Annotated in this window: 17 protein-coding genes and 1 pseudogene; 7 read left to right on the forward strand and 11 right to left on the reverse strand. The window is 61.6% G+C overall.

The features are described from left to right. Window positions 1–237: 237 nt before the first annotated feature. The 5 genes from GGI60_RS03570 to dnaG all read right to left on the reverse strand — a co-directional run bounded on the left by GGI60_RS03570 (window position 238) and on the right by dnaG (window position 7009). Window positions 238–585: a GFA family protein gene (locus GGI60_RS03570; protein WP_183912549.1), complete on the reverse strand. Its 348-nt coding sequence runs from the start codon at window positions 583–585 to the stop codon at window positions 238–240. 10 nt (window positions 586–595) lie between these two features. Continuing rightward, window positions 596–1633, reverse strand: coding sequence for an L-threonine 3-dehydrogenase (gene tdh / locus GGI60_RS03575; RefSeq protein WP_183912547.1), 1038 nt, complete (start codon window positions 1631–1633; stop codon window positions 596–598). Window positions 1634–1849: 216 nt separating this feature from the next. Further along, on the reverse strand, window positions 1850–3037 hold the full coding sequence (locus tag GGI60_RS03580; RefSeq protein WP_183912545.1) for a glycine C-acetyltransferase: 1188 nt from the start codon (window positions 3035–3037) through the stop codon (window positions 1850–1852). A 106-nt stretch (window positions 3038–3143) separates the two neighbouring features. Then, window positions 3144–5009 (reverse strand): DNA helicase RecQ, encoded by a 1866-nt coding sequence (gene recQ / locus GGI60_RS03585; RefSeq protein ID WP_183912543.1) that lies wholly within the window; start codon window positions 5007–5009, stop codon window positions 3144–3146. After that, the gene (gene dnaG, locus GGI60_RS03590) at window positions 5009–7009 is read right to left on the reverse strand and encodes a DNA primase (protein ID WP_183912541.1); all 2001 of its coding nucleotides are present in this window, start codon (window positions 7007–7009) and stop codon (window positions 5009–5011) included. Before dnaG ends, recQ begins: the two co-directional genes overlap by 1 nt. A gap of 670 nt (window positions 7010–7679) precedes the next feature. On the opposite strand from dnaG, the gene GGI60_RS03595 reads away from it, so the two are divergent. Beyond that, window positions 7680–8549 carry a hypothetical protein gene (locus GGI60_RS03595; RefSeq protein WP_183912539.1) on the forward strand — a complete coding sequence of 290 codons (870 nt, stop codon included), beginning with the start codon at window positions 7680–7682 and terminating at the stop codon, window positions 8547–8549. 371 nt (window positions 8550–8920) lie between these two features. Here GGI60_RS03595 and GGI60_RS03600 read toward each other — a convergent pair whose 3' ends face one another. Then, window positions 8921–9373: a GatB/YqeY domain-containing protein gene (locus GGI60_RS03600; RefSeq protein WP_183912537.1), complete on the reverse strand. Its 453-nt coding sequence runs from the start codon at window positions 9371–9373 to the stop codon at window positions 8921–8923. Window positions 9374–9643: 270 nt separating this feature from the next. On the opposite strand from GGI60_RS03600, the gene carA reads away from it, so the two are divergent. After that, window positions 9644–10849, forward strand: coding sequence for a glutamine-hydrolyzing carbamoyl-phosphate synthase small subunit (gene carA / locus GGI60_RS03605; RefSeq protein WP_183913858.1), 1206 nt, complete (start codon window positions 9644–9646; stop codon window positions 10847–10849). Between the two features lie 183 nt (window positions 10850–11032). On the opposite strand, the gene GGI60_RS03610 is transcribed toward carA, so the two are convergent. Both GGI60_RS03610 and GGI60_RS03615 read right to left on the reverse strand, forming a co-directional pair. Next, a complete protein-coding gene (locus GGI60_RS03610; protein WP_281413983.1) occupies window positions 11033–12142 on the reverse strand; it encodes a sulfite oxidase in 1110 nt (369 codons plus the stop codon). A gap of 402 nt (window positions 12143–12544) precedes the next feature. Beyond that, complete coding sequence (locus tag GGI60_RS03615) at window positions 12545–13483, reverse strand: LysR family transcriptional regulator (RefSeq protein ID WP_183912533.1); 939 nt, start codon at window positions 13481–13483, stop codon at window positions 12545–12547. Window positions 13484–13559: 76 nt separating this feature from the next. Here GGI60_RS03615 and GGI60_RS31845 point away from each other — a divergent pair, with 76 nt between their 5' ends. From GGI60_RS31845 to GGI60_RS03625, 4 genes and pseudogenes are all read left to right on the forward strand, one after another. After that, the gene (locus GGI60_RS31845; protein WP_246720291.1) at window positions 13560–13964 is read left to right on the forward strand and encodes a hypothetical protein; all 405 of its coding nucleotides are present in this window, start codon (window positions 13560–13562) and stop codon (window positions 13962–13964) included. Continuing rightward, window positions 13918–14106 carry an MBL fold metallo-hydrolase gene (locus GGI60_RS31850; RefSeq protein WP_246720319.1) on the forward strand — a complete coding sequence of 63 codons (189 nt, stop codon included), beginning with the start codon at window positions 13918–13920 and terminating at the stop codon, window positions 14104–14106. Before GGI60_RS31845 ends, GGI60_RS31850 begins: the two co-directional genes overlap by 47 nt. 5 nt (window positions 14107–14111) lie before the next feature. Further along, window positions 14112–14534: a hypothetical protein gene (locus GGI60_RS31855; protein ID WP_246720292.1), complete on the forward strand. Its 423-nt coding sequence runs from the start codon at window positions 14112–14114 to the stop codon at window positions 14532–14534. 402 nt (window positions 14535–14936) lie between these two features. Next, window positions 14937–15048, forward strand: a pseudogene (locus GGI60_RS03625) (antibiotic biosynthesis monooxygenase); the annotation flags it as partial. Between the two features lie 14 nt (window positions 15049–15062). Here GGI60_RS03625 and GGI60_RS03630 read toward each other — a convergent pair. The 3 genes from GGI60_RS03630 to GGI60_RS03640 form a co-directional block, all read right to left on the reverse strand. Then, complete coding sequence (locus GGI60_RS03630) at window positions 15063–16466, reverse strand: MATE family efflux transporter (RefSeq protein WP_183912531.1); 1404 nt, start codon at window positions 16464–16466, stop codon at window positions 15063–15065. Between the two features lie 145 nt (window positions 16467–16611). After that, a complete protein-coding gene (locus GGI60_RS03635) occupies window positions 16612–17856 on the reverse strand; it encodes a TCR/Tet family MFS transporter (protein WP_183912529.1) in 1245 nt (414 codons plus the stop codon). Between the two features lie 288 nt (window positions 17857–18144). Continuing rightward, window positions 18145–19065 carry a neutral zinc metallopeptidase gene (locus GGI60_RS03640; RefSeq protein ID WP_183912527.1) on the reverse strand — a complete coding sequence of 307 codons (921 nt, stop codon included), beginning with the start codon at window positions 19063–19065 and terminating at the stop codon, window positions 18145–18147. Between the two features lie 236 nt (window positions 19066–19301). Here GGI60_RS03640 and GGI60_RS03645 point away from each other — a divergent pair, with 236 nt between their 5' ends. Continuing rightward, window positions 19302–20330, forward strand: a complete 1029-nt coding sequence (locus tag GGI60_RS03645) for a zinc-dependent alcohol dehydrogenase family protein (RefSeq protein WP_183912525.1) — start codon at window positions 19302–19304, stop codon at window positions 20328–20330. Window positions 20331–20456: the final 126 nt, after the last annotated feature.

Here is a 20456-nt window from a genome sequence, read left to right on the forward strand (position 1 = left end):
TCACCGTTTCAACAAGTCGAACGGTGATTCCCACATTTTTTGTTCTCGTCAAGCTTTTCCATAAAAAAAGCTCACGAATCATCGGAAAAAGCCTTATCCACAGGCTTTGAACCGCGGCTGCGATTGCGAACCTTATTTAAGAAGCGGCAAACAAAAGACAAGAGCAGCATGAATTTTGCATGCCGCACCAGTTGTTCGGTCGTCTTTTACAATTGTGCCGACGTTATATTGCCGTCTCTAACGCGCCGCACCGTCATAGGCCGTCACCTTCAGCGCGCCGAGGTCGATCGCGGGAATGCAGCGCAGGTTGATCGAAGCCATCGCCGAGCCATCGGGCGCGACACCCTCGCCGAAGGGCGCAATACCGCACTTGGCGCAAAAGTGATGGCGGATGACATGCCTGTTGAAGGTATAGGTCGAGATATTCGCGTCGGGCGTTTTCAGCACCAGCTTCTCACGCGGCACGAAGGCCAGAAGCCCGCCGCGCCGGCGGCAGAGCGAACAGTTGCAGTCGAGCGCCTCGCTGAATTCGCCTTCGACCTCGAAAGCGATATTGCCGCAATGGCAGCTTCCTTCATAAATCATCTCGTCCTCCTCACATCCAATTCATGACGACTTTGCCGGAGTTGCCCGACCGCATCGCCTCGAAGCCATCGCGGAAATCGTCGATCTTGATGCGATGGGTAATAATGGGTGCGAGATCGAGGCCGCCCTGGACGAAGGCGATCATCTTGTACCAGGTCTCGAACATCTCGCGGCCGTAAATGCCCTTGAGATTGAGCATCTTGAAGATCACCTTGTTCCAGTCGATCTCGAAGCCCGCCGGCGCAATGCCGAGAATGGCGATCTTGCCGCCATTGTTCATCTTGTCGATCATGTCGCGGAAGGCGGGTGCCGCACCCGACATTTCGAGCCCGACATCGAACCCCTCGGTCATTCCGATCGTCTTCATCACGTCGGCGAGATTTTCCTTCGAGGCGTCGACGACGTGGTCGATGCCGAGCTTGCGCGCCAGATCCAGCCGATGCGGATTGATATCGGTAATGACGACCTTGCGGGCGCCGGAACGTTTGGCGACCAGCGCCCCCATGATGCCGATCGGCCCGGCGCCGGTGACGAGCACGTCCTCGCCGACGAGATCGAAGGAGAGTGCGGTGTGCACGGCATTGCCGAACGGGTCGAAGATCGCCGCGATCTCATCGGAAATATCGTCCGGGATCGCCACGACATTGCTTTCGGGGATGCAGACGAACTCGCCGAACGAGCCCGGCCGGTTGACGCCGACGCCGAGCGTATTGCGGCAGAGATGCCCTCTGCCCGCCCGGCAGTTGCGGCACTTGCCGCAGACGATATGGCCCTCGCCGGAAACCCGCTCGCCGACATGATAGCGGGTGACGGCAGAGCCTATCTCGGCGATCTCGCCGGAAAATTCATGGCCGACCACCATCGGCACCGGAATGGTCTTCTGCGCCCACTGGTCCCAGTTCCAGATGTGCACGTCGGTGCCGCAGATCGCCGATTTTTTCACCCGGATCAGCACATCGTTCGGCCCGACCTCCGGCACCGGCACATTCTCCATCCAGAGCCCGACCTCGGGCTTCGATTTGACCAGCGCCTTCATCATGTTCGACATGTCTGCTCCCACCTCTGCTTGACGCCAGCGTCGCTATTCCCTCTTCTCCCCAGCGGAGAGAAGATGCCCGTAGGGCGGATGAGGGGGCCACACGGCACACCGTCAAATCCTCGTTTGTTTCTTGCTTACCGCTCGAAACGTCGCTTTGCTCCGCCCCCTCATCCGACCTTTCGGGCCACCTTCTCCCCGCTGGGGAGAAGAGGGAGTAAGCTGCACTCAAATCACACCCAATTCCCGCCCTGCCTCCGCAAAGGCCGCAATCGCCCGCTCGACATCCGCCCGCGAATGCGCGGCCGACATCTGCGTGCGGATGCGGGCTTGGCCCTTGGGCACGACGGGGAAGGAGAAGCCGATCACATAGATACCCTTCTTCAGCATCAGACCTGCCATGTCCTGGGCGAGCTTGGCCTCGCCGAGCATGACGGGAATGATCGGATGGCCTTCGCCGGCGAGCGTGAAGCCGAGCTTCGTCATCTCGGTGCGGAAGAGATCGGCATTGTCGGAAAGGCGCTTGCGCAAGGCATCACCATTTTCGATCAGGTCGAACACTTTCAGCGAGGCAGCGGCAATGACCGGCGCCAGCGTGTTCGAGAACAGATAGGGTCGCGAGCGCTGCCGCAGCCATTCGACGACCTCGGCTTTCGCCGAGGTATAACCGCCCGAGGCGCCGCCGAGCGCCTTGCCGAGCGTGCCGGTGATGATGTCGATCCGGCCCTCGACGCCGCAATGTTCGGCCGAGCCGCGGCCATTCCTGCCGACGAAGCCGACCGCATGGCTGTCATCGACCATGACCATGGCGCCGTATTTCTCGGCGAGATCGCAGACCCCGCCCAGATTGGCGATGATGCCGTCCATCGAGAAGACGCCGTCGGTGGCGATCAGCTTGAAGCGGCTGCCTTCGGCCTTCTTCAATTCCTCTTCGAGTGCTGCCATGTCGTTGTTGGCGTAGCGGAAGCGCTTGGCCTTCGACAGCCTGACGCCGTCGATGATCGAGGCGTGGTTCAGCGCATCCGAGATGATCGCGTCCTCCTCGGAAAGCAGCGTCTCGAACAGGCCACCATTGGCGTCGAAGCAGGAGGAATAGAGGATGGTGTCTTCCATCCCGAGGAAAGAGGAAATGCGCGCTTCGAGCTGCTTATGCTCCTCCTGGGTGCCGCAGATGAAGCGCACCGAGGCCATGCCGTAGCCGTAGCGGTCGAGCGCCTGCTTGCCGGCCTCGGCCAGTTCCTCATTGTCGGCAAGGCCGAGGTAGTTGTTGGCGCAGAAATTCAGCACCCGCTCGCCGGTGGAAATCGCAATTTCGCCCGCCTGCTTGGAGCTGATGACCCGTTCGGACTTATAGAGGCCGGCATCCTTCAGCGCCGAAATCTCGGCGCGGAGATGGGAGACAAATGGCGAGGTCATAGGCGGCCCTTCCTGATGTTTTTTATAGCTTCGGAGTTAGCATATCGCCACCGGATTGTCTTGTTCAGCGCTGGGCCCAAATCGGGAGGCACGTCGCCCGATCCATTCAGTCGTCATGCGCGAGGATGATCTCCAGGAAGGCGTCGCCATAGCGCTCGAGCTTCGCCTGCCCGACGCCGGATATGGCGAGCAGCTCCTGACGGCTGCGCGGCCGTTCGGTGGCAAAAGCGATCAGCGTCGTATCGGGGAAGACGACATAGGGCGGCACGCCGAGCGATTTGGCGATCGCCATGCGCTCGGCCCGCAGCGCCTCGAAGAGGCTGTCGTCGGCGCCCGACAGGGCCGATTTGCGCTCACTGCGCTCCGCCTTCTTCGTGCGCCGTTCCGAGGCAGGCCGGTCCTTGCGGAAGAATACCTGTCGCTCGCGCTTGAAGACGGCGCGCGCTTCCGGCTCCAACTTAAGCGCCCCATAGGCATCGTGATCGACCCGGATCAGCCCCATGGCGAGCAGCTGGCGGCAAACGGATTGCCAAGTTCGCGCCGGAATGTCCTTGCCGGCGCCAAAGACGGGCATATCGACATGGCCGAAACGCTCGGTCTTGTCGTTGACATTGCCGACCAGCACGTCGATGACGTGGCCGGCGCCGAAACGCTCGCCGGTGCGATAGACGGCGGCCAGCGCCTTGATCGCCGCTTCCGTGCCCTCCCAGGTCTCGACCGGCTTCAGGCAAGTGTCGCAATTGCCGCATTGGCCGGCATGTGCCTCCCCGAAATGGGCCAGGATCGCCTGCCGGCGGCAGGAGGCGGTCTCGCAAATCGCCAGCAAGGCATTGAGCTTGGCGCGTTCGACCCGCTTGATCTCCGCGGCGGCATTGCCCTCGTCGATCATCCGACGACGCTGAATGACGTCGGTCATGCCATAGGCCATCCAGACCTCCGACGGCAGGCCGTCGCGGCCGGCGCGCCCGGTCTCCTGGTAATAGGCTTCCACCGAACCCGGCAGGTCGAGATGGGCGACGTAACGCACATTCGGTTTATCTATGCCCATGCCGAAAGCGACGGTGGCAACCAGGCAGAGATTCTCTTCCTTCAGGAAGGCATCCTGATTGGCGTCGCGAAGCGCCCGGTCCATGCCGGCATGATAAGGCAGTGCACGAACCCCCTGCCCGTTCAGCCAGTCGGCCGTGTCCTCGACCTTGGCGCGCGACAGGCAGTAAACGATGCCGCTGTCGCCCTTATGGTCGGAGAGGAAGCGCAAAAGCTGCTGACGCGGCTGATCGCGCTCGACGATCTCATAGCTGATGTTGGGCCGGTCGAAGCTGGTGGTGAAGATCTCGGCAGCGTCGAGCCCCAGCCGCTCGACGATATCGTCGCGGGTATGAGGATCGGCCGTTGCCGTCAGCGCTATTCTGGGCACGCCCGGATATTGCTCGCCGAGCCGGCCGAGCTCACGATATTCCGGCCGGAAATCATGGCCCCACTGCGAGACGCAATGGGCCTCGTCGATCGCAAACAGCGCGATCTTCTCATTGGCGATCAGCTCGCGGAAGCCGTCGGTCAGGATGCGCTCCGGCGTCACGTAGAGGAGATCGAGCTTGCCGGCCGAAAGCGCGCGGCGAACCTCGACGAACTCCTCGCGCGACAGCGACGAATTGAGTGCGGCAGCACGAATGCCGAGTTGCTTCATCGCCTCCACCTGATCGCGCATCAGGGCAATCAACGGCGAAACGACGATGCCGACGCCTTCGCGGCAGAGCGCCGGGATCTGGAAGCACAGTGATTTGCCCGCACCTGTCGGAAAGAGCACCACCGCATCGCCGCCTGACACGACGTGCTCGACCACCTGCTGCTGCTTGCCGCGGAAAGAGGAATAGCCATAGACGTGCTTCAGCACCTCGAGTGGCGAGCGGCCGGCGGAAAACAGCGCATCGGAGGCGGAAAAGCCAGCTTCGTTGCCTTCGGTCAGCGACATCAGTGGTTCGCCGCCCCTTTGACGCGACCGGAAAGCACGCCGAATCCGTCGATGATCGCCTCCTGGTTCTCAAGGCGCACGCCTTCCAGATGCACTTCCTGCTGGGCCCGTATCAGTTGAACGATCGCCTCGCCGTCGCCGGCCTCGGTCGCCAGCGCAATCTCGCGTTCGAGCTCCAACTTCTGCCGACGCAGCGCCTTTGCCCGTTTGTGGAAGGCGAGCGCCTGGCGATAACCCTCACGTGCATCCTCCATCGCCGCCTCCTCGGTGGCCGTCCAGAGCCGGGCATTGCGCACCTGCTGGTCGAGGCTCTTGATCAGCGGGCCGAAGCCCTCGAATTCCAGCCGTTCAGTCAGATAGTCACGCGTCAGATGCGGGCCGGCGACGGCGGCCGCTGCCCCAAGCACCGCCGACCACAACCGTTGCAGCTCGCGGCTGTCATATTCGATCGCGGCGATCTCGTCATAATCGTCGATCATCAGCGCCGGATGATTGACGATGGTGAGCGCCAGCACGCTTTCGCGCAGCGCCGTATTGTCCCGATGGCCGCGCACCGGGCCCGAGCGGGCAAGCCGGTCGGAAATCAGGCTCGGGCTTTTCGGCCCTGCCTTAGCAGCATTGTCGCGGCCAGCCCGGGAGTTGCCGCCGAAACCGCGCCGCTCGCCATTATTGCGGTTCTGGAACTGCGGCTGGAAGAAGGCGTTCAGCCGGTCGCGAATATCTTGCTGGTAATGACGGCGAACATTCTCGTCAGCAATGACGGCCACAAGCTGCTTCAGCCGCGCCTCGAGCTCGGCGCGTGCCTCGGGCGTGTCGAACTTGCCGGTGTTGATCTCCCGGCTCCACAGCATCTCCGAAAGCGGCTTTGCCTGGCTCATCACCTTGTCGAAAGGCGCGCGGCCCTCGTCGCGCACGAGATCATCAGGGTCTTTGCCGTCGGGCAGCAGCGCGAAGCGGACGGAGCGGCCAGGCTTCAGATGCGGCAGCGCCAGTTCGGCGGCGCGATTGGCCGCACGGATGCCGGCGCCGTCGCCATCGAAGCAGAGCACCGGCTGCGGCACCATCTTCCAGAGCAGCTCGAGCTGATTTTCGGTAAGTGCGGTGCCGAGCGGCGCAACGGCGTTCTCAATACCCGCCTGATGGAGCGCGATCACGTCCATATAGCCTTCGACGGCAATGATGGTGCCGCTCGCATTCTCGTCCTGCTGATCGCTGCGGCCCGGCCCCTGGACGGCGCGGCGGGCGCGGGCGAAATTGTAGAGAACATTGCCCTTGTGGAAGAGCTCCGTCTCGTTCGAGTTCAGGTATTTCGCCGGCGCCTCGGCCGACATGGCACGGCCGCCGAAGGCGATCACCTTTTCCCGCGACGAGAGGATCGGGAACATGATGCGGTCGCGGAAGCGATCATAGGACACCGGCACGTTTTCATGAACGACGAGGCCGCAGGCCTCGATCTGCTCTTTGGTGACGCCCTTGCCGGCGAGGAATTCCTTGAGCGCATTGCGGCTGTCGGGCGCATAACCGAGGCGGAACGTCTCGATGGTGCGCCCCGTCAGCCCGCGATCGCGCAGATAGGCGCGCGCCTTCGCGCCATTGGCGGTCTGCAACTGGTCCTGGAAGAAGGCCGTCGCCATTTCCATGACGTCGATCAGCGAGCCGCGCTCCTTCTCGCGCTTTTCCATGACGGGATCGGCAAGCGGCATCGGCACGCCGGCCATATCGGCGATCTGCTGCACCGCCTCGGGAAAACTCAGGCCCTCCAGCTCGGTGAGGAAGCGGAAATGGTCACCGGTGACGCCACAGCCGAAGCAATGATAACGGCCCTTCCGGTTCTCGCAGTGGAAGCTCGGTGATTTTTCGCCGTGAAACGGGCAGCAGGCCCAGTAATCGCCGCGCGAGACATTGGTCTTGCGCTTGTCCCAGCTCACACGGCGCGCGATCACGTTCGAAATCGGAACGCGGTCACGGATCTCATCGAGAAAGGTGTTGGAAAAGCGCATCTATACCTCTTGGCCAGCCTCCATATAAGCTGCTTTGCCGCACCATGCCACGAAACTTGTCACGAAAACCCGCTATTCACAGGCAAGTGCACCCGTCTCCGATTGCGTCGCTTATCCAATCAAAAACACGTTATCGCCCCTGCGACAGGGGTGCGACATTATTGTCCTCTGGAGACCAGAATTCCGCCGTCGCGCAAGCTTCGGCAAAGACGGACATCTCCCATGAGCCTCAAATAAATCGTTTGAAAACAAACCATTACCACCCTCTGTCACGATCCGCTCTGCTCTTTGCGCCGCCATCCGAGCCTCCGCTTCGACATCTCCAAAACCGACATTTTCGGCAATCATTATTTTTTTGTAATTTGAACAGGCCGCCGCACCGCAATAAGTTCGATCTCAACAAGCGATCCCCGAGCGAAGCACCATCCCTACCCCCGGCGCCGCTTCGCAAGGGTGCCTTTGCAAATACCCTCCGGCTTGGGCTTCGGCCCTGCGTGCCGGCGGAAGCAAAGTGCAAGAAGGCAGGAGCGCCCCCAGCTCCTGCCTTCTTAAATTTTTGGCTTGCCCTGATACAAATTCCCTTTTGAAATTAACCGATTATTGACAAATCCGTTGACAGGCGGCGCGTGCGTGAAGGAAGTATGCGCCGAATTTCCTGGACTCCTTCCCCATGGCCTTTACCGCTGAAACTCTTGCAGCAGACGATCGCTTTCTCGCGGCAATCCTCCACTGCGCCGATCAGATGCTCGCGATCTATCGTGAGAGCCCGCGCATCGCCTCGATTTTCGCCGCACAGCAGCGCTGGCTGATGGCCCATGCCGGCTTTGCACTTCATTATGGCCATCCCGACTATGAAAAGAGCGGCCTCTATTCCGGCCGCTTCATCGATTTTGCGGTCCAGAACGACATCGCCAGCCGCAACACGGCAGCGGCGTTCATGCAGGAAATGCTGGCCTATCGCTTCCTGCGTCCGGCTCCTGGTGCCGACAAGCGCACACGCTATCTGGAACCCACCGAAATCGCGGAGCAGCATTTCACCCGATGGCTCGTCACCCACATGATGATCCTCGACAGCCTCGACGGCGGTAAGCGCGCCGACAGGATCGCCACAGATCCCGCGGCGATGATGGCAGCGATCCAGCCCCGCATCGCTAAGGCGATCATCGGAAGCCAGGCGGTGCGCAGTCCGGGCCCCACCTTCAACCTCTTCAACTGGGCAAATTCCGGCGGGCTGGTGATGGACTACCTGATCTCGCGCCTTCCGGATTTTCCCGAGACGGCCGAGCGCGTCGCGGTCGGCCCCCTGTCGCTGCGGGAAATCCGCGACCAGTTCATGATATCGAACACCCACCTGAAGCGGCTTCTGACGCAGGCCGCGACCATGGAAAGCGTCGGCTGGACGGAACCATCCCGCAAGGGCGACTTCTGGCTGTCACGCCGCTTCATCCTAGAATACTGGAATTATCAGGCTTCCAAATTCGCCATCGTCGATGCCGCCGCCGAGGCGGTGCTCGGACCCGCGGTCCTCGACGAACCGTAGGCGCGACGCGTGGTCTAGTGCCTTCCCTGGTTAGATTGATGCATTCTGTTGGCTCAAACGGAGTCGGATGGTCGACCGGCCGGCGCGTGTCGTAGCCAAGCTCTACGGCCAAGCCGGCCGGTCGATCAGCCGGCCCGTTTCAGCCAGCCCTCCCGCAGATTTGCCTGGCAAATCTGCAAGACTTCGAATCGCCGGACGCACTGACCGCTTCGCCGCGGCGAAGCGGTGCGGCCGGAGGGCCGGGCATCTCTAGCCAGGATCAGAGGCGATCGGCTCGGACGTACCTTGAGGTATGCCCGTCGCAATCGCCTCTGCCCTGACGAAAACCTGCTTCGGCAGAATGCTTCAATCTAACCAGGAAAGGCTCTAAATTAGTTCAGCAGTTCCTTGACGGTCGCCGACGCCTTGGCGAAATCCATCTGGCCGGCATAACGCTCCTTGAGCGCGGCCATCACCTTGCCCATGTCCTTGGCGCCGGCAGCACCGGTCTCGGCGATGATCGCCGAGACGTTGGCGCGCACTTCGCTCTCCGACAGCTGCTTCGGCATGAAATCCTGGATGACGGTGATTTCGGCGCGCTCCTTGGCAGCGAGTTCCGGCCGGGAATTCTCCTCGTAAATCTTTGCCGATTCGTCGCGCTGCTTCACCATCTTGGCGAGAATCTGCAGGATCTCGTCGTCGCTCGCCTGCTCCTTGCCGGCACCGCGATTGGCGATATCACGATCCTTGATAGCGGCCTGAATCAGCCGGACGGTGGAAAGCCGCTCCGAATCCTTGGCCTTCATCGCCTCTTTCAGCTGGGTGGCGAGTTGATCGCGCAGCATGGTCTTTTCTCCGTTTTTGATGCCGCTTCATAAACCACGCTGATGCGGGGGATCAAATAAATTGCGCGATCGGCGCGATAAAGCGCAGGAAAACGGCCGCAATCCCGGTTACAAAGATTGACGCTCAGCGATTGCGTGGCTATCTACCGCCACCTGCACCAAAATTCGTGATCAGGCCTGAAGCGCGCAGCATAGCCGCGTCCACACGCCTGCGAGATCAAATGGCAGCGAGCGCGGCAACGCGCATCGGCCGCCGGAAACGGGATGAAGATGACCGCGACAGCACCCTGGACAATCGAAAAGCCGACCGCCCTGCTCGTTCTTGCCGACGGCACGGTGATCGAAGGCAAGGGCATCGGCGCCACCGGCAAGGTCCAGGCCGAGGTCGTCTTCAACACGGCGCTGACCGGCTATGAAGAGATCATGACCGACCCGTCCTATCTTGGTCAGATCGTCACCTTCACCTTTCCCCATATCGGCAATATCGGCACCAATGACGAAGACATCGAGGATCTGACGCCTGCCGCCCGCCACGGTGCCGTCGGCGTCATCTTCAAGGCCGACATCACCGAACCCTCGAACTACCGCGCCGCCAAACATCTCGACCAATGGCTGAAGGCGCGCGGCATCATCGGCCTCTGCGGCATCGACACCCGCGCACTGACTGCCTGGATCCGCGAGAACGGCGCTCCGAACGCGGTGATCGCCCATGATCCGAACGGTGTGTTCGACATCGAGACGCTGAAGGCCGAAGCCAAGGCCTGGAGCGGCCTCGAGGGCCTCGACCTCGCCAAGATCGCCACCTCGGGCCAGTCTTCGCAATGGGCCCAGACGCCGTGGATCTGGAATGAAGGTTATGGCGAGCTCGGCGCTGCCGACGCAAAATATCATGTCGTGTGCCTCGACTACGGCGTCAAGCGCAACATTCTGCGCCTGTTTGCCGGCCTCGACTGCAAGGTGACCGTCGTGCCGGCGACAACGAGCGCCGAAGACGTGCTCGCCATGCAGCCGGACGGCATCTTCCTGTCGAACGGCCCGGGCGATCCGGCGGCGACCGGCGAATATGCCGTGCCGGTGATCAAGACGCTTGTTAAGACCGATATCCCGGTCTTCGGCATCTGCCTCGGCCACCAGATGCTCGGCCTCGCCCTCGGCGCCAAGACCGAGAAGATGCATCAGGGCCATCACGGCGCCAACCATCCCGTCAAGGACCACACGACCGGAAAGGTCGAGATCGTCTCGATGAACCATGGCTTCGCGCTTGACTCGAAGTCGCTGCCCGATGGCGTTGAAGAGACTCATATTTCGCTTTTCGACGGCACCAATTGCGGTCTGCGCGTGCTCGGCAAGCAGGTCTTCTCCGTCCAGCACCATCCCGAAGCCTCCCCCGGCCCGCAGGACAGCCACTATCTCTTCCGCCGCTTCATCAACATGGTGCGCGAGAAGAAGGGCGAACCGGCGCTCGCCGAACGCTGATTTCAAGAACTGCCGATTTCGCAAAGGCCCGCTAACCGGCAGCCGCTAACGTGATGTGGAATCTCTTGAATCTTGAGGGCGGCAAGAAGAGCAAGGACCGCTATCTGCCGAAGCGGTCTTTCTTCGCTATAGAGGAATTTGGCTGCTTTGCGCTGAAAGCCGCCATCCGCCCCTTGCGGGTGATTAGATCACGAATTCCTCCTCGTACGTCTGTGGCTCGGGAACGACCGTAACCTCCACCGGAACGATCCAATTGGCCGCGTAGCTCTCGCAGTCGGAACGCTGGAGGTCGGGCTGCACGCACCCCGCACCATCGGTCGCGCGACATCGCAGTATATATCGCCCCGCTTCTTCAGGGGTCCACATGTACTCCCACAAGCGCCATGCGAAGGGACGTTCTGTTTCGAGGAGCCTTCCCTCGCGCCAGCCCCTGCCATCTCCGGTGCAGACCTGCACCTGCCGGATAACGGCTTCTCCGCTCCAGGCGGCTCCGAAAATCCGATATGGTTGACCGGCGACGAGACGCGCGCCCTGCACGGGACGGGCGATCTGCGCTTTGACCTCCATCTCCGCGAGGGGGACCAGCCTGGGTTCCCCGAGGCTACGCTCCCAACGGAAATAGTCGCGCGCCTGCCAGTAGCCAAGGAAAGGTTGCTCCAGAACCGTGATATGCGTGATCCACTTGACCCAAGCCATGCCGAACCAGCCACCCACGATCGCGCGTAGCGGGTAGCCGTGATCGCGCGTCAACGGCTCCTCGTTCATCGAATAGGCAAGGATCGTGCCGTCAGCGATGGCCTTCTCAAGCGGTAAACTGCGCGCAAAAGCGATGGGGCCCGGAGAAGCCGTTTTCTTGTTCGGGTCGACGACGCCGCTGTCTGCGCCTACCAGCAGAACCTCACGTGCGGTTCGCTTAACGCCCGCCATTTCTAAAATCTCGCGCAGAGGAACACCTGTCCACGCGGCATTGCCGACGGCTCCGTTCTGCCACTGCAACCCCTCCCTCGGCGGCACATAGTAGACGCGCCCGTTCCCCGCGCACTCTACGACGGCGGTGAAAGTCGTGCTCCGCATCGCCTTGATGCTGTCGAGGTCAAGTTCGATCGGCCGCTCCACCGCCCCGCCAACGCGCAATCTCCAGTCTCGTGCATCGAGCTCCGGCGACGGGAAATGGTTTCGCACGAAGAACAGCTCGGTTGGGATCAGCCAATCGGAGAGTGACGCAAACGGAAACTCGATGTTCGGTGGGGATTTCTGTCGAACTATTAGACTGGGTTGCTCTGGTGTCGGCATCGTCCTCGTCTCCCCTTCAAAGAGCACAACGTTGGCACTCGGTCGCGCGACTTCCAGTTTGATTACACCGCCCCTCGCAGTGCGTCTGTCGCGTTCCGTCCCCATTCTAGCACATACAGCACGTCCCTCGGATCGACCTCGAACGGTAGCAAAAGGGACCCAATGCTGCTATGGGCCTGACGTCTCTTTCGCCCCCTCATTTCGGACTTACACGGTCTTGGATGCACGCCCCTGAAAGCGGACGCCGTGGTTTTAGATATCCAAGGTCAGCAATGCGGACTTTCAAGACGTTCGGATTCGTGGCTGGTAGCGACGAGTTCGACCCCAAGCGGCCCCTGGAGGAAAACTCCGCCATGTCCGGTGCTGTCCCGAGAAGCGGTGCCCTGCGGCTCACGTCTGCCACTACGTTGTAATGGTCTCAGCGTCCGGTCTGGCTGACTTAGTCCGTAATGTTTCGCGAGTTGCTTTCAGGAATTCCGCTACTTTTGGCAGATCACCTAATTGCTGATGATACAGGTAATAGAGGGGCACAGGAGGCCCCGACCAGCCCGGAAGGACCGGAACGAGCTGGCCGGTCGCGACGCCGTCGGCTGCAAGCACATCACTCAGCAGTCCGATGCCAAGGCCCTGACTGAGCAGGCCTTCGACAAGGATGGGATCGTCAACTACGATAGCAGGAGGCTGCTCGACCGTGAAGTGCCGGGTGCCATTCGACAATGTCCAGTGGACCAGCTCTCGCCGCATGCGGGTCCGGTGCGCGACCAGTGCCACATCCCTCAAGTCCTCGGGCCCGGACAAAGCCAGCCCGGAGCAAAAGGCCGGAGCGGCGTATAGCCGCTGCTCGACGATTCCAATCTTCCGGTAGATCATATCGCTATCGGCGGGCTGCCCCATCCGAAGCGCCACGTCCACGCTTTCACCGATCAGATCGATATTCTGATGCGTCGTCTGCACGTCGACCTGGACCTCCGGGCACAGCTCTGCATAGCGCGCCAGAATCGACGGGAGGAAGACGCGCCCGAAGCTGAAGGACGTCGCAACCCGAAGGCGCCCGCGGACCGCTCCGTCTACTGGACGGAAGTTAGCAATGCCGCGTTCAACAGTCTCCAGAGCCCCGCTGATCGAATCGAGCAACTGTCTCCCGGCCTCGGTCAATGAAACGCGCCGCGTCGAGCGCAACAACACCGCCGTGCCGAGTACGGTTTCGAGCTCCAGCAGACGCCGACTGACCGTGCTCGGCGGAAGGTGGAGACGGTGCGCCGCTGACGAAAAGCTCTCCGTGCGGGCGACCTCGAGGAAAATCCGCAGGCTGTTGAGATCGGGAGATTGGGTGGATTTCATGCGATTCCGGAACAGTGACTTCCATGGACACAGGATGATCGACGCAGGAGCGAATTGATACCTTGATCGCATCCAAATGAGGGAGCTGATCATGACTACTCGCAGACAGACACTGGGCCTTCTCGCAGCCGCAGCTTTGCTGCCGATCGCGCCGCGCTTCGCATTTTCCGCCGCACCGTTTTCGAATGTCGCGAATGCCGGATATTATAGATTTCACTTCGGCAACTTCGAAGTCACGGGTTTGTCGGACGGCACGATGGCGCTGCCCATGGCGAAAATCTACCAGAACGAGCCGATCGACGCGCTGCAACGCAAGCTCGACGAGAATTTTCTCGGCGAGGAGCCGCACATTTCCATCAACGCCTATCTGGTGAACGACGGTGAGCGTCTTGTTCTGATAGACGCAGGAACTGGGACCCTATTCGGGCCTGGGGCTGGCAAGCTTATTCAGGCACCTCGAGCGCTCGGGATACCGGGCTGATCAGGTCGATGGGGTCATCCTAACTCATATCCATGCCGATCACTCCGGCGGCCTCACCGTAGATGGCAAGACACAGTTTCCGAATGCAACGATTCACGTGGCCGACCGGGAGTACGATTCTGGATCGATCGCGAAGGTCTGACGTCGGTGACAGAAGAGATAGGCAAGGACCTTCAACGCGCACTTGATGCCCTCGCTCCGTATATCGCAACGGGCAAGGTTGCGCGTTTCGCCGACGACGCCGATCCCCTGCCGAACTTCGGCTCGATCCTGAGGCCCGGCCATACGCCGGGGCACAGCTCGATCGTTCTAAAGGCCAACGATGGTCAGCGGCTGGTCTTCTGGGGGGATGTGATCCATGGCGACTACGTCCAGTTCGATGAGCCCGACGTGTTCGTCACGTTTGACGTCGACGGAACTGCCGCGGCAGCAACCCGTGCGGTGGCCTTGGCAGACGCCGCTGATGGACGTTATCTCGTCGCGGGCGCTCATCTTCCGTTCCCCGGCATCGGACACGTAGCCAGAGACACAACTCTCTACCGCTTCATCCCCTGGAACTACGTAGAGTAACGAGACGGCACCTGCGGCGCATTCGAGCCTCAGACTTAGCCAGGTGCATTGGCTGGTACCGGAGCCGCTCGGCCCCGTCGAGAAAGGAGCCCCCGACGGGAACTTCGAGTTCTTTGCCACGATAAGTGCCCGCAGGCGGCCGCCTCGGTGATGATCAGCGAATAGCTGTCGTGGGTGTTGGCGCGCAAATTCTGCGGCGTGCGAATGACGTGATTAACTTTGCATAGCTGATCGCCCCGATCGGCAGGGCTTCGATCGTCGCTTGGAACGGGCTGTGTTCCGAGGTGCCGAACTCCAGCGACCCGATCGTCGCCGCATCGATATCGCGCCATAGATTGAACTGCGCCTAGAGTTGAGACCCGATGGCAGATTGTCGGACGAAAATATCGTTTTCTGCACGTGGCGCTGGCAGCCGTCGCGGCCGCCCACAAGGCCGCCAATTGATCCGCAGGAGATGTTTGCCCGTCTTGGCATTCGCGCCGATATCGCCAGCTACAAGCCTGTCGCGGCTTAAAATAACGCGCCGGCTCAGGCGCCGGCCGGCGCGCGTTCCCGGCGAAGGAGAAGATAGAAGCGTGCGCAGAGCATGACGGCAGCAGCTGCCAGCCCGACGAGGAAGCCGAACCAGATGCCGATGCCGCCGAAGCCGAGAGGGAAGGCAAAGGCCCAGGCGAGGAAAAAGCCGATCGGCCAATAGGCGATCAGCGCCATGATCATCGGCACGCGCGCATCTTTCAGGCCGCGCAGCAATCCGTTGGCGATCACCTGCAGCCCGTCGACGAGCTGGAAGAGCCCGGCAACGACGATCAGCGGGCCGGCATAGGCCAGAACTTGCGGCGCCTCGGGCGAGTTGACGTCGAGAAACCAGCTGCCGAGGAATTGCGGCATGGTGGCAAAGAGCACCGAACCCACTGCCGAGATCGCACAGGCGATGACGACAACCATGATCGAAGCGCGCGCCAGTCCGTCATGATCGCCCTGCCCGTGCGCCACACCGACGCGCACTGTCGCCGCCTGGCTGAGGCCGAGCGGAATCATGAAGGCGATCGAGGCCCATTGCAGGGCGATGCCATGCGCGGCAAGCTCGATAGTGCCGATATAGCCCATCAAGAGCGATGCCACCGTGAACAGGCTGACCTCGGCAAGCACGGTGACGCTGATCGGCAGGCCGAGCCGGATGACCTCGAGCAGCGCATGCCAATCGGGCTTCCAGAACCGCACGAATATCTCATAGCGGCGCGTCTCCTCCCGCCCCTGGACGAAAGCGAGAATGAAGAGGAAACCAGCTGCCTGCACCACGACCGACACGATTGCCGCGCCCTCCAGCCCCATCGCCGGTAAGCCGAAATGGCCGAGCACCAGGGCATAGGCAAAGATCGCGTTCATCACCAGCGTGACGATGGTGACGTTGAGGATAATGCCCGCCTTGCCGATGGCGCTGACAAGCGCCCGCATGACGTTGAAAAGCAGGGCCGGAAGCACGCCGAACTGGCCAATCAGGATATAACCGTGCGCGAGCCTGGCCACCTCCGGCTTCTGCTGCGCAAACAGCAGGATCTGTTCCGCATTGAAAAAGGCCGGTTGCACGACGATCCAGAACCCGATCACCACCCACAGGCCCATGCGCAGCGATCGGCGCACCGAGACGACGTCGCCGCGGCCATAGGCTTGCGCCACCATCGGAATGACGGCGATGGCAAAGCCCGAACCGAAGATCAGGATCGTGAACAGGAACTGTGCCGACAGCACCATGGCCGCCAGCTGCTCGGCGCCGAGACGCCCGACGATCATCACGTCGGTCGTGTGTATGCCGAGCTGGGCAAGCTGCGCGCCGATCAGCGGAATGCCGAGCGCCAGCGTCGCACGGAAATGTGCGCTCCAGCGATTATCGTTTGTCGGCGCAAGCCTGCGCGCGTCGATCGGCGTGTCCATGACACCAGTCCTGTGATTGAAATCTGCAACGCCGCGTAATGAAGCGGCAAAATATCATTCGGACTTAGATCAAAGCCTCGCAAAGAACTACCCCAGAACGAGAAGATGATGAAAAATTCATCATGACATCACTATTTCTGATTGATCAGCCCGCCGCTTCCAGCGCCTCGGCCGGCTCACGGAGCCTAACCCTGGTGAGGAATACCCCGGCAGCCAGCAGGATGAGCACGGCGGCGGTGAGATAAGGCGCACCGGCAAAGGTGACGGGTGCCTCGGGCCGCGTGAAATAGCCGAACATCTGCGTGAAGATCAACGGCCCGACGATCGTGGTGATGCTGCTGAGGCTGGTCAGGGCGCCCTGCAGCTCGCCCTGCGCCGAAGGCGGCACTTTGCCGGCGGCGATGCTGCGCAGCGGCGGATCGGCGACGTTTTCGATGACAGTCGCGACGATGACGACGTAGACGACCCACCCCTCCCAGGCGAAGGCATAGCCGGTCAGTCCCGCAGCCGAGAAGCACAGGCCGAGGAGAGCGGTCTTCCACTCGCCGAGCAGGGGCACGATCCGCGGCAGAACGAACCCCATGACGAGCGCGGCACCGATCCCGTAGATACCGAGCGACAGGCCGATCTGGCCCTCGCTCCAGCCGTAACGATAGGTCGAGACGAACGACCAGACGGAGGGATAGACGGCATGCGCCAGGAAAAACAGGAACATCACGAGGCTGACCCAGCCGATGCCGGGGTAGTCGCGCATCTGGCGAAGCGCGCCGAGCGGGTTGGCGCGCTTCCACTCGAAGCGGCGGCGATTCTTCGCTTCCAGCGTTTCCGGCAGCAGGAAACAGGCGGCAATAAAATTGAGAAGCGACAGCGCTGCCGCGCCAAGAAACGGCACGCGCGGTCCGAACTCTCCGAGGAACCCGCCGATGACGGGGCCGATCGTGAAGCCGACGCCAAAGGCGATGCCGATCAGGCCGAAATTCTTCGCCCGGTTCTCCTCGGTGCTGATATCGGCGATATAGGCCGAGCAGGTGGCGAAGCTGCCGCCGCTGATGCCGGCAAGCACGCGGCCGACAAACAGCATCCAGAAGCTGGTGGCGATGCCGCAGATGAAATTGTCGATCGCAAAGGTCAGCACCGACAATAAAAGGATCGGCCGGCGGCCGAAACGGTCCGACAAGTTTCCGAGCAGCGGCGCGAACAGGAACTGCATGCCGGCATAGACGAGCATCAGCCAGCCACCGTCGATTGCCGCATCGCTGACGCTGCCGCCGGTCAGCTGTTCCAGATAGGCCGGCAGCACCGGCATGATGATGGCGATGCCGATAATGTCGAGGAAGAGGATGATGAAGACCAGGAAAAGGCCGCGGCGAACGAACTTCGGATCAAGCATGAGCCATCTCTACAGCGATTGTTTCTGAGAAGACGATCTCGTCGCCGCTAAGGTGACATAACTCAGAAAGAAACCTGAAACAATACGTGAACATTTCAAAGTTTTTGATGCAGCCGTACGGGAAGTTTATGAAATCCCTCAACCGCCCGGCGCGCCCGGGTGGTCGGCGCCTTTGCAATCACGGCGACGACGCGCTTGCTGCCGGCGTGCGTTATCCCGAGCATATGCTGCGGCATATGGATAGTGAGAGAATGACCGGCGCGCAAGCGACGGGTAATCACTTCTCCCTCAAACCGGCCCCGAGAACGTATCGCAGGCCGACAGCTGACCGCTGTCGAAACCGCGCTTGAACCATCTGACGCGCTGTTGCGAGGTGCCGTGGTTGAAACTCTCGGGCACGACGTAACCCTGCGACCGTTTCTGCAGCGTATCGTCACCGATCTGCTGGGCGGCGTTCAGCGCCTCCTCCAGATCGCCGGATTCCAGCAGGCCCTTCTGCTCGGTATATTTACCCCAGATGCCCGCGAAGCAGTCGGCCTGCAGCTCGACGCGCACCGACATCTTGTTGGCTTCGTCCTCGCTCATACGCTGGCGGGCCTGATTGAATTTCGGCAGGATACCGAGCAGATTCTGAACATGGTGGCCGACTTCGTGCGCGACGACATAGGCTTCGGCGAAATCGCCCGAAGCGCCGAACCGGTCGGAGAGTTCCTGGAAGAAATCCGTGTCGAGATAGACCTTGTGATCGCCTGGGCAGTAGAATGGACCGGTCGCGGCAGAGGCAAAGCCGCAGGCCGATTGCGTTTGTCCCGAGAAGAGCACGAGGCGCGGCTCCTGGTAATTCTGCCCCTGCGCCTGGAAGATGCCGTTCCATGTATCCTCGGTCTCGGCGAGCACAGTGCGCATAAAGGCGGTCATCTCGTCATTGGCGGGCGTGCGTGTTCCTTCGGACTGGCTCTGCTCGTAGCCGGGCCCGCTGGTCATGCTGCCGGTGTCGAGCACCTGCAGCAGGTCGATGCCCATCAGCTTGAAGATGAAATAGATGACGACGAGGAAGATGATCGTGCCGATGCTCAAGCCGCCGCCGGCGCGGCGAACGCCGCCGCCGGAAGGAAAGTTGAAGCCGCCGCCACGGCCGAACCCGCCGCCGCCCGGATCGCCGCGGCGATCCTCGATATTGTCGGACTGACGCCGGCCTCTCCAATCCATCTTCGTTCTCCCCGACAATGCCCATGCTTCTTACTTCAGGAATCTATATATCCGTCGATGGCGGGAATTCCAGCGACTTCATCGGGCGACATGGCCTGCTCTTTTGTGGCATACGATCGTGGCGAGCGCGCAGCCGATCGGCACACCGCTTCAGATAAAGAAGGCGCCCTAAGCGCTTGACGGGAGTCCCGCTTTGGCTCTTCCTGATCGGGAGAAGAATTCGGGAGGACAAGGCGATGAAGGCCGTACGGCTGGAAGCAACCGGAAAATTGCAGCTCTGCGAGATCAGCAAGCCCGTGCCGGGGCCGGGCGAATTGCTGGTCCGCATTGAGGCTTGCGGCATCTGCGGCACCGACCGCCATATCTTCCATGGCGAATTTCCTTCCAAGCCGCCGGTGACGCTCGGCCATGAATTTGCCGGTATCGTCGAGGCGGTCGGCAGCGGCGTGACCGATTTTCTCCCGGGCATGCGCGTGACCGGGGATCCCAACATTTCTTGCGGCGGCTGCGAGGAATGCCGGCGCGGCCGCCTCAATCTCTGCCGGAGGCTGCAGGCGATCGGCATCCATCGCGACGGCGGTTTTGCCGAATATGTCTGCATGCCTGAAAGCCAGGCTTTCGCCCTGCCGACCGATCTCGATCCGCTGCACGGCGCCTTCTGCGAACCGCTGGCCTGCTGCATTCACGGCGTCGATCTCGCCGGGCTGAGAACCGGCGCGTCGGCCATCGTGCTCGGCGGCGGCGTCATCGGCCTGCTCACCCTGCAGCTGGCCAGGCTTGCCGGGGCGACCCGGATCGTGCTGGTGACGCGCAGTGCCGAAAAGCGGCGGCTGGCCGAAAGCCTCGGCGCGACGGCAACGGCCGATCCCGGTAACGGCGACATCGTTGCCCGCATCATCGCCGAAGACGGACTGCTGCCCGGCGGCGCCGATGTCGTCTTCGAATGCGCCGGCGTGGCCGAGACCATGCAGCAGGCGCCCCGGCTTGCGCGGCGCGGCGGCACTGCCGTCATTCTCGGTGTGATGCCGCAGGGCGCGACGATCGAAATCGAACCCTTCGATCTGCTGTTTCGCGAAGTCGCGCTGATAAGCTCCTTCGTCAACCCCTTCACTCATGGCCGCGCCGCCGACCTCATCGGCTCCGGCAGGATCAAGGTCGAGCCGCTGATATCCCGGCGGATCGGGCTCGATGAAGCCCCGGAATCGATCACCAATTCGGCGCGCGGCGGCGAAATCCGGGTGCTCGTCGTGCCGAACGGGAAATAGCTTTCACGCCATATCCGGATTCCTGTCGATTCCGCGATTTATGGGGTTCCGTTTGCAAATACATTTGCCTATAAGCCGCTTCTAGCCTGAAAAGACCTTCAATGCGCGACCCGACCTGGTGATCTC

Source organism: Rhizobium lentis (assembly GCF_014200175.1).
Taxonomy (GTDB): domain Bacteria; phylum Pseudomonadota; class Alphaproteobacteria; order Rhizobiales; family Rhizobiaceae; genus Rhizobium; species Rhizobium mulingense.

Coding starts and splice junctions, on each gene's coding strand:
- GGI60_RS03570 (WP_183912549.1), bottom strand. CDS start 585: ATGATTTATGAAGGAAGCTGCCATTGCGGCAATATCGCTTTCGAGGTC.
- tdh (WP_183912547.1), bottom strand. CDS start 1,633: ATGTCGAACATGATGAAGGCGCTGGTCAAATCGAAGCCCGAGGTCGGG.
- GGI60_RS03580 (WP_183912545.1), bottom strand. CDS start 3,037: ATGACCTCGCCATTTGTCTCCCATCTCCGCGCCGAGATTTCGGCGCTG.
- recQ (WP_183912543.1), bottom strand. CDS start 5,009: ATGTCGCTGACCGAAGGCAACGAAGCTGGCTTTTCCGCCTCCGATGCG.
- dnaG (WP_183912541.1), bottom strand. CDS start 7,009: ATGCGCTTTTCCAACACCTTTCTCGATGAGATCCGTGACCGCGTTCCG.
- GGI60_RS03595 (WP_183912539.1), top strand. CDS start 7,680: ATGGCCTTTACCGCTGAAACTCTTGCAGCAGACGATCGCTTTCTCGCG.
- GGI60_RS03600 (WP_183912537.1), bottom strand. CDS start 9,373: ATGCTGCGCGATCAACTCGCCACCCAGCTGAAAGAGGCGATGAAGGCC.
- carA (WP_183913858.1), top strand. CDS start 9,644: ATGACCGCGACAGCACCCTGGACAATCGAAAAGCCGACCGCCCTGCTC.
- GGI60_RS03610 (WP_281413983.1), bottom strand. CDS start 12,142: ATGCCGACACCAGAGCAACCCAGTCTAATAGTTCGACAGAAATCCCCA.
- GGI60_RS03615 (WP_183912533.1), bottom strand. CDS start 13,483: ATGAAATCCACCCAATCTCCCGATCTCAACAGCCTGCGGATTTTCCTC.
- GGI60_RS31845 (WP_246720291.1), top strand. CDS start 13,560: ATGAGGGAGCTGATCATGACTACTCGCAGACAGACACTGGGCCTTCTC.
- GGI60_RS03630 (WP_183912531.1), bottom strand. CDS start 16,466: ATGGACACGCCGATCGACGCGCGCAGGCTTGCGCCGACAAACGATAAT.
- GGI60_RS03635 (WP_183912529.1), bottom strand. CDS start 17,856: ATGCTTGATCCGAAGTTCGTTCGCCGCGGCCTTTTCCTGGTCTTCATC.
- GGI60_RS03640 (WP_183912527.1), bottom strand. CDS start 19,065: ATGGATTGGAGAGGCCGGCGTCAGTCCGACAATATCGAGGATCGCCGC.
- GGI60_RS03645 (WP_183912525.1), top strand. CDS start 19,302: ATGAAGGCCGTACGGCTGGAAGCAACCGGAAAATTGCAGCTCTGCGAG.